The following is an 11,418-nucleotide window of genomic DNA, read 5'->3' as shown; positions in this document are numbered from 1 at the left end:
AACCTTCTTGCTAATGATGGCAGGAAGGTTTTTTCGTGTAGATAAAGCAGTGACATGAAACTTAATACGGATCGGAGGGGAAAAAGGGAAGGGGCATCCGGTGATTTTGGTAAAATTGCTTTCGAATAATCGAGGGGAAGGTATCGATGTGATTATCCAAAAAGTGTTCGACCAAATATCGCTCAACAAGTCCGTGAGACATCGTTAGCTCTCCCCACCACTCCGTTTCATATCGGCAAAGCATGCTGAGTAAATATAGCAGCAAGTAATGACTGGCCCATTCAGGAAGAGGTAGAGAAGAGGCAGAACCATTCCAAAAGAACAGGACGTTCTGATGTAAACGAAATAACGGGTGTTGATCCAGTTCAGACAGGGCACACTGAGGAAGGGTCAGTTCCTTTCTGTTTTTGTTATTTGCCCAGGAAGACTTTTCCAGGTTACAAACAGATGGAGCCAGCCTGCAAATGTACTGAATAAAGGTCTCGGTTGAATAGGATAATGGCCCGTCCGTTTTTTCAGGAAAGGTAATGCGAACCAAATCACCCTGACTTATATGCGCAATCTTTAGGGTTAACCAGTTACGTGGTTTATCCGTAGCAATTCCGTAACTATCGCTTACGCTGGGGATAGATGAAAATAGGTCATGGACTGAATAGCGGTCTTGTAACGGCGTAAGCTGGAATGCGTGAGCTAATTGTGCAAAAAAACCTTCCTTTTGTGGACGAACCTCATCCTCCATAAGTATATAGGCGTTTCTTTTGAGCTTTCGTGTCGTGACACCATGTTGCAGAACACGACTGTTTTGGGGATAATACGGATCACGAGTCAATAACATCGCCTTCAACAAGTGAGTGCAGCCATAAAACAGTAGCAATGGTTGGATGGACAAGTCAGCAACAGCGGAAGTGGAATAAAAATGTCTGGCTTGTCTCCAGAGATACAGGAAACGCGAGCTTTGTTGAAATGCTAGTCGCTCGGCATGCTCAGCACCCATGTCATGATAGCAGGCAGCCAAGTATTTTCGTGCAGTTGGTTCTGTCTCAAAATAGCGTAATGTCTTCCAAGCGTTATCCATGTTACCCACCTTTACCAATTTTCGTAATATGGTTAAGTTTCTCTAATTGTTTTTTGATTTATCTGTCTAATGCATTCTATAACCGAACATTATACTCATTTCTTGACAGTAAATTAAGCCGTTTGTTAAACTGTCTTAAACTATTCGCCGAGAGGAGCTTTCAACTGTGCGGGAAGACAAATTTGTTAAAGAGGGCTTAACGTTTGACGATGTATTGCTCATTCCAGGAAAATCTGAGGTTTTGCCAAGGGATGTTGATTTGCGAGTACAATTGAGTGAGAATGTGAAGCTGAATATTCCTCTGATCAGTGCTGGGATGGACACCGTAACGGAGTCTGGACTTGCAATCGCCATGGCTCGCCAAGGTGGTATCGGGATTGTCCATAAAAACATGACCATCGAGCAACAAGCAAGCGAAGTAGATCGTGTAAAACGCTCTGAAAGTGGCGTTATTACCAATCCATTCTCTTTGACCCAAGAACATACCGTTGAAGAAGCGAATGCTCTCATGGGTAAATATCGTATCTCCGGTGTTCCGATTGTCGATGCGAATCAAAAACTGATTGGAATTCTCACCAACCGCGATCTGCGCTTTGTGCATGACTTCTCCATTAAGATCAAAGAGGTTATGACCAAAGAAAATCTGGTGACGGCTCCTGTTGGTACTACACTGCAACAGGCAGAATTGATTCTGCAACAACATAAGATTGAAAAGCTCCCATTGGTGGATGAGAATAACACCCTGCGTGGACTCATTACGATTAAAGATATTGAAAAAGCAATCCAATACCCAAATGCAGCAAAAGATAACCAAGGCCGCTTGCTGTGTGGTGCTGCTGTTGGGGTATCTGCAGACACGTTTGAGCGTGCAGCAGCACTTGTACAAGCTGGCGTGGACGTTTTAGTCATCGATACGGCTCATGGGCATTCCAAAGGCGTAATTGAAACGGTAAAAGCAGTTCGCAAAGAATACCCAACGCTCACCATCGTCGCAGGAAACGTTGCAACTGGAGAAGCTACTCGTGATCTGATTGAAGCTGGTGCATCTGTGGTGAAGGTTGGTATCGGTCCTGGTTCCATTTGTACAACTCGTGTTGTAGCGGGTATCGGGGTTCCGCAAATTACAGCGATCCACGATTGTGCACAGGTAGCACGAGAGTACAATATTCCAATTATTGCCGACGGCGGCATTAAATACTCCGGTGATTTGCCAAAAGCAATTGGTGCAGGTGCTTCAGTGATCATGATCGGAAGTCTGTTCGCTGGTACAGAAGAAAGCCCAGGTGAATTCGAGATTTTCCAAGGGCGTCGTTTCAAGGTATATCGCGGAATGGGATCGATTGGCGCGATGAAAGCCGGTAGTAAGGACCGTTACTTCCAAGAGAACGCACAAAAGCTCGTTCCGGAAGGGATCGAAGGCCGTGTTCCTTACAAAGGCCCGTTGGCAGATGTCACGTATCAGTTGATTGGTGGACTGCGTGCAGGTATGGGATACTGCGGAGCGAAGACTATCGAAGATTTGATTCAAAACTCCCAGTTCGTTCGCATTACCGGCGCTGGCTTGCGTGAAAGCCACCCACACGATGTACAAATTACTAAAGAATCACCTAACTACTCGATTTCTTAAGAATAAAATTACCCCCTTTCTGAAAAGAAAGGGGGTAATTTTAACTATATTTTATAATTTGGACGTTAATTTCTATAGATAGCAATTTCTCCACTAGATGAGATGTTACCTTTTATCTTAAGCCGATAGTTTCCTGGCGGCACAGATACAGGGTCTGTATAGTCAGTGTTACCTTTTGGGGCCGCTAATTTTCCCAGTTTAATTGTATTTTCTACTTTTCCGTTTTCACTTAGTTTTTCGATATAAACTGTAACATCACAATTACTATCTGAAGCAACTAAACCAGCGTTAGCCTTTCCAAAGAGATGGAAAGTGTCACGACCAATATAAGTTCCACCCTGTGTTACACTGAAAGATCTCCAATCGAGTTCAATACTCATGATTTTAACATTTTTTCCAGCTACATGATTATTAACATTTGTTTCTACATTCGCATGAGCAGAAACCGGATTCATAACAGACAAAGCAAGACCGAGTGAAGCGAAGGTATAGAAAACTTTTTTCATTCTAAAATCCCTCCATGTATTTACAATATATTTCCAAATATACCATAATATTAACTCGAATCAATTATATGAATTAAAAATAGTAACAAATACCCAGACTTTCTTTCCATCATAAAGGCATGGATAGATTGGCCGTAGGTAATCATGGAATAAACTACCTGCCTATGATGCTAATCGGACTTCAATGCAATCATAATGATATGTTAAACTAACACTTGGTGCTCAATAACCGTATGAACTTATGACAGAACTGGAGAGTGAGAAGAAATTATGAAGCGAACCACATGTACAAAGCGACTGACAAGTCTATTCCTCTCTGTCGCTGTGTTTGTTACAGCAATGGGAAGCATGGCAGCAAAAGTAGATGCTGAATCTGCCGCAAAGCTGCAGTTGGAAGTAAAGTCGTCCATCCTCGTTGAGGCCTCTACAGGCAGGGTGTTGTATAGTAGCAATCCGGATACTCCGTTGGCATCCGCTAGCATGACTAAAATGATGACGGAGTATCTGGTCAATGAAGCAGTTAAACAAAAGAAAATCAAATGGGATGAAAAAGTTCCAGTAAGCGAGTACGCCTTTTACATTGCAAAAATGGCAGACTCTTCGGGTGTTTACCTGAATCAAGGGGAGTCTCATACGGTGAGAGAACTGTATAAAGCAATGGCAGTCGTTTCTGCTAATGATGCAACGGTGCTTCTTGCTGAAAAAATTGCCGGTAGTGAAGCAAATTTTGTTGCAATGATGAATACAAAAGCAAAAGAGTTTGGAATGAATAATTCCTCATTCGTGACATCTACTGGGCTGCCGGCTGATGAATTGGGTCCCTATTCGGTTCAGTCGGAACAAAAAGAAAACCTGATGTCCGCTCGCGACTCCGCGATCTTAGCACGTGCATTAATCCATGACTTCCCGGAAGCTTTGGAAGTATCGAAAATTCCGCGATTGGAGTTTAGAAAGGGTGCAGAAAAACCGAACTATAACTGGATGCTTCCAGGCTTGATCCAATATTACCCGGGTGTAGACGGATTGAAGACAGGTCACACGAATGCAGCAGGCTATTGCTTTACAGGTACAGCTACGCGCGACGGTATGCGCTTGATTAGTGTAGTTATGGGAGCGACAAGCGAACCCAAACGCTTCGGCGAGACCAAAAAACTGCTCGACTACGGATTCAGTAACTATAAGCTAACGAAACAGTTGGACAAGAATGTACCAGTCAAAGGCTTTGAAACAGCTCCTGTGAAAAACGGTGTAGAAGTAACTGTACCAGTTGTTACAGGCAGTGAAGTAAATATGATCACCAAAACCGGTACGGATGCAAAATACACGCCAACGGTTACCTTCCAGGAGCTAACCGCACCGATCCAGCAAGGACAGGTTGTCGGTAAGATCGTTTTGAAAGAAGAAGGTATGAAGGAATCGGATTACTTGCAGCCTGAAGACGCAGCAAAAGCAGGCGTGGATATCGTAGCAGGACAGGCAGTAGAGGAAGCCAGCTGGATTCGTCTGTTCTTCCGCAGCATCATAGAGTTTTTCAGCAATTTGTTTAGCAGTGGAACAGGAAATTAAATAACTATTGTTTTCCCCTACATCTATCGTTTACAATGACGGTAACAGGAACCATAACACCGCATAACAGTTTCGGTTCTGACTCATGATGTAGGGGGTATTTGTAATGGTACAAGTAGGAACGTCCCGCGTTAAAAGAGGTATGGCTGAAATGCAAAAAGGCGGCGTCATTATGGACGTCGTGAATGCTGAACAAGCGAAAATTGCAGAAGCAGCGGGTGCTGTTGCTGTAATGGCTTTGGAGCGTGTACCGTCTGACATTCGTGCAGCTGGTGGAGTTGCGCGTATGGCTGACCTTAGCATTGTAGAGGAAGTACTGAATGCTGTTTCGATCCCTGTTATGGCAAAAGCTCGTATCGGTCATTTTGTTGAAGCGCGTGTTCTCGAATCCCTGGGTGTAGATTATCTCGATGAGAGTGAAGTGCTCACTCCTGCAGATGACTTGTACCATATCAATAAAAAAGAGTTCACTGTCCCGTTTGTATGTGGCGCCCGTGATCTGGGTGAAGCCCTCCGCCGTATTGGGGAAGGTGCATCCATGATCCGCACAAAAGGTGAGCCTGGTACCGGAAACATTGTAGAGGCTGTTCGTCACATGCGCACGATGATGTCCCAAATCCGCAAAGTGCAAGCCATGTCCTACGATGAACTGATGGCGGAAGCCAAAAACCTGGGTGCCCCATACGAACTGCTTGAAGAGGTACACAAAACAGGTAAGCTGCCAGTTGTAAACTTCGCAGCAGGTGGAGTAGCAACACCAGCAGATGCTGCCCTGATGATGCAACTCGGTTCCGATGGCGTGTTTGTTGGCTCTGGTATCTTTAAATCAGAGAATCCAGAGAAGTTTGCTCGCGCGATTGTGGAAGCGACCACCCACTACACGGATTACGAACTGATTGCTCGCGTATCCAAAGGCTTGGGGACGGCAATGCCAGGAATCGAAATCTCCAAAATTCGTGAAGCTGATCGCATGCAAGAGCGCGGCTGGTAAGGTGAGTAGCATGAAAATCGGCGTACTCGCTCTACAAGGAGCTGTAGCAGAACATCTGCGAATGCTAGAAGAGGTTGGTGCCACAGCTGTCCCGGTCAAACGAGTAGAAGAACTGGATGACCTTGATGGACTGGTCATTCCCGGCGGAGAAAGCACCACGATTAGCAAGCTGATGCACAAGTACGGATTCATGGAGGCGGTTCAAGAGTTCGGTAAGGCGAACAAGCCGATCTTCGGAACTTGCGCTGGAGCGATTCTTCTGGCGAAACGGATTCAAGGACAAGACGATCACCATTTAGGCTTGATGGATATCAAAGTGGAGCGGAATGCTTTTGGTCGCCAAAAGGAGAGCTTTGAAGTCTTGATGCCAGTTGCCGATGTGGGGGCAGATTACCCGGCAGTGTTCATCCGGGCACCGTATATCATGGAAGTGGGAGAGAACGGTCAAGTCTTGGCTAAGCACGAAGACAAGATTGTTGTCGCCCGAAGCGGTCACTATTTGGCAGCAGCCTTTCACCCAGAATTGACCGAAGATACAAGACTGCACAAATACTTTCTCGACATGGTTAAGGAATACAGAAGCTAGTTGTCGTACCGGAAGATCGGGCCCTTAAAAAGGCGCCGATCTTCTTTTTTCTGTAAAGATCGAGGTGGGCTGCTCTTTACATACGTATAGAACCTGTAGTACAGTTAACAATAATAGTATTCATGAATGAGAATGCGATGATGAGAACAAGTACTTCACAAGAGCCAGGCCTAGAGAGTCGGTGGTAGGTGCGAACCGATCCGGTTATGTGAGGGAATCCATCTCGGAGTGGCAAAGGAACAACAACTTTGTCCGGAACCGTCCCGTTATGACGGAAGAGTGGACATATGCATGAAGGATTACTGCATGTGTCAACGAGGGTGGCAACGCGGGTATACAACACTCGTCCCTTACCAGGGGACGGGTGTTTTTTGTTTTTTTTCAATACGATTCGGAGGGATTTACACATGTTGGACGTAAAAGTATTACGCCAGGATCTAGAAGAAGTAAAACGCCGTTTGGCTCACCGTAATGAAGATATTTCTGCGTTGGATCAATTCGTAGAAGTAGATGAAAAGCGTCGCGAAGTCATCCAAGAAGCAGAAGCGTTGAAAAATAAGCGTAACACGGTATCCGAACAAGTAGCGGTTATGAAACGCAATAAGGAAAATGCAGACCATCTGATCGCGGAAATGAAAGAAGTAAATGAGCGCATCAAGGCTTTGGATGAAGAGCTGCGCCAACTGGATGAACAGCTGGAGTTCATTTTGCTGAGCCTTCCGAACCTTCCGCATGAAAGCACGCCGATCGGTACGACAGAAGACGATAACGTGATTGCTTGGACATGGGGAGAGCCACGTGCGTTTGACTTCGAGATTAAGCCTCACTGGGAGCTGGCTAGCCAAGCAGGCATTCTCGATTTTGAAACCGCGGCAAAAGTAACAGGAAGCCGTTTTGTTTTCTATAAAGGCTTGGGTGCACGTCTGGAGCGCGCACTGATGAACTTCATGATGGATTTGCACTCGAACGAGCATGGCTATGAAGAAGTGATCCCACCGTTTATCGTCAACCGTACGAGCATGACGGGAACGGGTCAATTGCCTAAGTTTGAAGAGGATGCATTCAAAATCGAGGGACCAGATTACTTCCTGATTCCAACGGCAGAGGTGCCAGTCACCAATATGCATCGTGATGAAATCATGGATGGAGCGGATCTCCCTCGCTACTACACTGCTTTCAGCGCATGTTTCCGCTCGGAAGCGGGTTCTGCCGGTCGTGATACGCGTGGGTTGATTCGTCAGCATCAATTCAACAAAGTTGAGCTGGTGAAATTCGTGAAACCAGAAGAGTCTTATGACGAACTCGACAAGCTGGTGAAAAACGCTGAAAAGGTACTTCAACTGCTTGGACTACCATACCGTGTTCTTAGCATGTGCACAGGCGATCTTGGTTTTACGGCTGCGAAGAAATTCGACATCGAGGTTTGGATTCCGAGCGGCGACACATACCGTGAGATTTCGTCTTGCTCGAACTTTGAAGATTTCCAAGCGCGCCGTGCCAATATCCGTTTCCGTCGCGATACGAAATCGAAGCCGGAATTTGTGCATACATTGAATGGTTCTGGTCTGGCGATTGGACGTACAGTAGCAGCGATCTTGGAGAACTACCAAGAGGCAGACGGAGCAATCGTGATTCCAGAAGTTCTTCGTCCATACATGGGCGGAGTAGACAAGATCGCACCGAAGTAATAACCGAGAGATTTAAAAAGCAGCTCTTGATCCATAACGGGTCAAGGGCTGTTTTATATTGTGTACTAATACAGGCGAATTTTTTAAAAAAACGTGTTGCACTGTACTAATCTCTGTTATATAATAAAAACAAATTTTAAGAATATTGTTTTAATACAGAAATGGAGGAATGGAGAATGGACTGCTATCGGTGTGAAGGAAACGGAGAACAAAATTGCCCAAGATGTGGAGGCGTTGGTCGTGATGCCAACGGAGCGGCTTGCCACAAGTGCATGGGAGACGGACATGTATGCTGCAGTCATTGTAGTGGCAGCGGGTATCAGGAGTAAGGACATTTTTTTTGTCACTACTGTTATATAATAAAAATAATTTTATCAATCTGTACCATAATAACTTTGAATTGAGGGAGGAGGGGCTGTTTTGACTACCGTACCAACGAATCCATATCCGCTGGAGGTGCAGATTTCCGGTGAGATGCACCCTGGTTATCAAGAAATCCTGACACCAGAAGCGATTCAATTCGTGATGAAGCTGGAGCAAAGGTTTGGCGACAGACGACAACAATTGTTGGCGAAACGCGTGGAGCGTCAATTGCAAATTGATGCAGGTCAACTGCCGGATTTTCTACAGGAAACAGCGGACATTCGTAAAGGAGATTGGACTGTTGCTCCATTGCCCAAAGATTTGCAGGACAGACGGGTGGAGATTACAGGACCTTCGGGTGACCGAAAAATGGTCATCAATGCACTGAACTCGGGTGCTCGGCTTTTCATGGCTGACTTTGAGGACGCGAACTCACCGACCTGGGAGAACACCATCCAAGGCCAAATCAACATGAAGGATGCGGTACGCCGCAATATCTCTTACATCAGTCCAGAGGGAAAATCATACACCCTCAATGAAAAGACAGCGGTTTTGATCGTGCGTCCTCGTGGCTGGCATCTTGAAGAAAAGCACATCCTCCTCGATCAAAAACCGATCTCCGGCAGCCTGCTTGATTTTGGGCTTTACTTTTACCACAACGTAGATGCTCTTATCGCGAATCAGACAGCACCGTATTTCTACTTACCGAAACTGGAGAGCCACTTGGAGGCTCGACTCTGGAACGACGTCTTCCTTTTCGCGCAGGATGAATTAAATATTCCACGCGGTACAATTCGCGCGACAGTACTGATCGAAACGATTCTCGCAGCTTTTGAGATGGATGAGATTCTGTATGAGCTGCGCGAGCATAGTGCAGGACTGAATTGCGGACGTTGGGATTACATTTTCAGCTATATCAAAAAGCTGCGGAATCAGCCTGATGTGATTACACCGGATCGTGCCCAAGTAACCATGACCGTTCCGTTCATGAAAGCATACACAACGCTGGCCGTGAAGACTTGCCATAAACGGATGGCACCCTGCATCGGCGGAATGGCGGCACAAATTCCGGTGAAAAATGACCCGGTACAAAATGCAGAAGCCATCGCCAAAGTGCGCGCTGACAAAGAGCGGGAAGCGTACGATGGACATGATGGGACTTGGGTTGCTCACCCTGGGCTAGTGCCGGTAGCCATGGAAGTGTTCGATCGCCTGATGAGAGAGCCGAACCAAATTTGGTACAAACGTGAAGACGTAGACGTATCTGCTAGTCACCTGCTGGCAGTCCCAGAGGGCACGATTACAGAAGCGGGCGTCCGTACGAACATAAGTGTAGGCTTGCAGTACATCGAGGCTTGGTTGCGAGGCTCTGGGGCTGTGCCGATCAACAATCTGATGGAGGATGCGGCTACAGCAGAAATTTCGCGGGCACAGGTCTGGCAATGGATGCGCCATCGTCACGGAGTCTTGCAGGATGGTAGAAAGGTGACGGAAGGCTTGGTGAAGCAGTGGCTGAGTGAGGAGCTGCAAGCGATCAAGCAAGCAATTGGCCAAGAGAGGTACGATAACAGCAAGTATACGATTGCAGGTGATCTGTTCTTGCAATTGGTAACGACAGAAGATTTCGAAGACTTCCTAACAGTACCGGGTTATCGCTATTTGTAAAAATAAAAAGAGTGGGGGAAATGAAAATGACGAAAGTAAACAAGCAAGACGCGATTCAACAGGTGGAGCAAAGCTGGCAGGGTGAGCGTTTTAAAGGAATTACACGCCCGTATACGGCAGAAGATGTCATTCGTCTGCGCGGTTCCGTACAAATCGAGCATACGCTAGCTCGTCTGGGAGCAGAGCGTCTGTGGGAACTGTTGCATACCGAGCACCATATTAAAGCGTTGGGGGCTTTGACCGGGAATCAAGCGATTCAGCAGGTAAAGGCAGGATTAAAAGCGATTTATTTGAGTGGCTGGCAGGTAGCGGCCGATGCCAATCTGTCTGGTCAGATGTATCCTGATCAAAGCCTCTACCCGGCAAACAGTGTGCCACAAGTCGTAAAAAGAATTAATCAGGCATTGCAACGCGCTGACCAGATCGATCAATCAGAGGGAGGTACCGACACGCATTGGTTTGCTCCAATCGTAGCAGACGCAGAAGCGGGCTTTGGTGGCCCACTCAACGTCTTCGAATTGATGAAGGGTATGATTGAAGCCGGCGCAGCAGGCGTGCATTTTGAAGACCAGCTCGCTTCTGAGAAAAAATGCGGTCATATGGGCGGAAAGGTACTCATTCCGACGCAGGCGGCTGTACGTAATCTGATTTCCGCTCGATTTGCGGCAGATGTGATGGGAGTTCCAACAATTATCGTAGCGCGTACCGACGCCAATGGCGCTTTCCTGATCACCAGCGACATCGACGAGCAGGATAAACCATTCCTGACGGGTGAACGAACAGCAGAAGGATTCTTCCGTCTACGCGGCGGATTGGATGCAGCGATTGCGCGTGGCCTTGCGTACGCTCCTTATGCAGATTTGATCTGGTGCGAGACTTCTGAGCCGAATCTGGAGGAAGCACGCCGTTTTGCAGAAGCGATCCATGCCAAATACCCGGGCAAACTGTTAGCGTACAATTGCTCTCCTTCTTTCAACTGGAAAAAGAAGCTGGATGAACAGACTATCGCTCGCTTCCAGGAAGAGATCGGCGAGATGGGCTACAAGTTCCAATTTGTCACGCTCGCTGGCTTCCACTCCCTGAATTACAGCATGTTTGAACTGGCGCGCGGCTATCGTGACCGCGGAATGGCTGCTTACTCTGAATTGCAGCAGTCTGAGTTCGATAGCGAAGTCCATGGCTATACGGCCACTCGTCATCAGCGTGAAGTGGGTACCGGGTATTTCGATGAGATTGCGCAGGTCATCTCTGGCGGCAATTCCTCTACGACTGCCCTCAGCGGGTCAACGGAAGAGGAGCAATTTGCTCACAATTAAAGAGGAAAAACGAAGGCCTAGGTGGTTCTCTGGTA

General features: G+C 46.8%; 10 protein-coding genes and 1 other annotated feature. Of the genes, 8 read left to right on the top strand and 2 right to left on the bottom strand.

Going from position 1 to position 11,418, the window contains the following annotated elements:
- Positions 1-61: 61 nt before the first annotated feature.
- The gene (locus HP401_RS16280; protein WP_173605719.1) at positions 62-1,075 is read right to left on the bottom strand and encodes a YaaC family protein; all 1,014 of its coding nucleotides are present in this window, start codon (positions 1,073-1,075) and stop codon (positions 62-64) included.
- Between the two features lie 166 nt (positions 1,076-1,241).
- On the opposite strand from HP401_RS16280, the gene guaB reads away from it, so the two are divergent.
- Positions 1,242-2,702 carry an IMP dehydrogenase gene (guaB, locus tag HP401_RS16275; protein WP_012683796.1) on the top strand — a complete coding sequence of 487 codons (1,461 nt, stop codon included), beginning with the start codon at positions 1,242-1,244 and terminating at the stop codon, positions 2,700-2,702.
- Positions 2,703-2,767: 65 nt separating this feature from the next.
- On the opposite strand, the gene HP401_RS16270 is transcribed toward guaB, so the two are convergent.
- Positions 2,768-3,208 carry a flagellar hook assembly protein FlgD gene (locus HP401_RS16270; protein WP_173605718.1) on the bottom strand — a complete coding sequence of 147 codons (441 nt, stop codon included), beginning with the start codon at positions 3,206-3,208 and terminating at the stop codon, positions 2,768-2,770.
- A gap of 270 nt (positions 3,209-3,478) precedes the next feature.
- On the opposite strand from HP401_RS16270, the gene HP401_RS16265 reads away from it, so the two are divergent.
- The 7 genes from HP401_RS16265 (at position 3,479) to aceA (ending at position 11,383) form a co-directional block, all read left to right on the top strand.
- Complete coding sequence (locus tag HP401_RS16265) at positions 3,479-4,774, top strand: D-alanyl-D-alanine carboxypeptidase family protein (protein ID WP_173605717.1); 1,296 nt, start codon at positions 3,479-3,481, stop codon at positions 4,772-4,774.
- A gap of 106 nt (positions 4,775-4,880) precedes the next feature.
- Positions 4,881-5,765: a pyridoxal 5'-phosphate synthase lyase subunit PdxS gene (gene pdxS / locus HP401_RS16260; RefSeq protein ID WP_012683798.1), complete on the top strand. Its 885-nt coding sequence runs from the start codon at positions 4,881-4,883 to the stop codon at positions 5,763-5,765.
- A gap of 10 nt (positions 5,766-5,775) precedes the next feature.
- Complete coding sequence (gene pdxT, locus HP401_RS16255; protein ID WP_173605716.1) at positions 5,776-6,351, top strand: pyridoxal 5'-phosphate synthase glutaminase subunit PdxT; 576 nt, start codon at positions 5,776-5,778, stop codon at positions 6,349-6,351.
- Between the two features lie 128 nt (positions 6,352-6,479).
- Positions 6,480-6,705, top strand: a binding site (T-box leader).
- A gap of 53 nt (positions 6,706-6,758) precedes the next feature.
- Positions 6,759-8,039, top strand: coding sequence for a serine--tRNA ligase (serS, locus tag HP401_RS16250; RefSeq protein WP_012683800.1), 1,281 nt, complete (start codon positions 6,759-6,761; stop codon positions 8,037-8,039).
- Positions 8,040-8,231: 192 nt separating this feature from the next.
- The gene (locus HP401_RS29915; protein WP_234126079.1) at positions 8,232-8,399 is read left to right on the top strand and encodes a hypothetical protein; all 168 of its coding nucleotides are present in this window, start codon (positions 8,232-8,234) and stop codon (positions 8,397-8,399) included.
- A gap of 60 nt (positions 8,400-8,459) precedes the next feature.
- Positions 8,460-10,067: a malate synthase A gene (gene aceB, locus HP401_RS16240; RefSeq protein WP_012683801.1), complete on the top strand. Its 1,608-nt coding sequence runs from the start codon at positions 8,460-8,462 to the stop codon at positions 10,065-10,067.
- A gap of 26 nt (positions 10,068-10,093) precedes the next feature.
- A complete protein-coding gene (gene aceA, locus HP401_RS16235) occupies positions 10,094-11,383 on the top strand; it encodes an isocitrate lyase (RefSeq protein ID WP_173605715.1) in 1,290 nt (429 codons plus the stop codon).
- Positions 11,384-11,418 lie beyond the last annotated feature (35 nt).

This window comes from Brevibacillus sp. HB2.2, from assembly GCF_013284275.1.
Classification (GTDB): domain Bacteria; phylum Bacillota; class Bacilli; order Brevibacillales; family Brevibacillaceae; genus Brevibacillus; species Brevibacillus brevis_D.
Note: the sequence above shows the minus strand (reverse complement) of the source record. Positions and strands in the feature narration are given on the sequence as shown.

What these genes read in the sequence shown, in the direction of transcription:
- HP401_RS16280 (WP_173605719.1), bottom strand. Translation starts at nt 1,075, where the DNA reads ATGGATAACGCTTGGAAGACATTACGCTATTTTGAGACAGAACCAACT.
- HP401_RS16270 (WP_173605718.1), bottom strand. Translation starts at nt 3,208, where the DNA reads ATGAAAAAAGTTTTCTATACCTTCGCTTCACTCGGTCTTGCTTTGTCT.
- HP401_RS16265 (WP_173605717.1), top strand. Translation starts at nt 3,479, where the DNA reads ATGAAGCGAACCACATGTACAAAGCGACTGACAAGTCTATTCCTCTCT.
- pdxS (WP_012683798.1), top strand. Translation starts at nt 4,881, where the DNA reads ATGGTACAAGTAGGAACGTCCCGCGTTAAAAGAGGTATGGCTGAAATG.
- pdxT (WP_173605716.1), top strand. Translation starts at nt 5,776, where the DNA reads ATGAAAATCGGCGTACTCGCTCTACAAGGAGCTGTAGCAGAACATCTG.
- serS (WP_012683800.1), top strand. Translation starts at nt 6,759, where the DNA reads ATGTTGGACGTAAAAGTATTACGCCAGGATCTAGAAGAAGTAAAACGC.
- aceA (WP_173605715.1), top strand. Translation starts at nt 10,094, where the DNA reads ATGACGAAAGTAAACAAGCAAGACGCGATTCAACAGGTGGAGCAAAGC.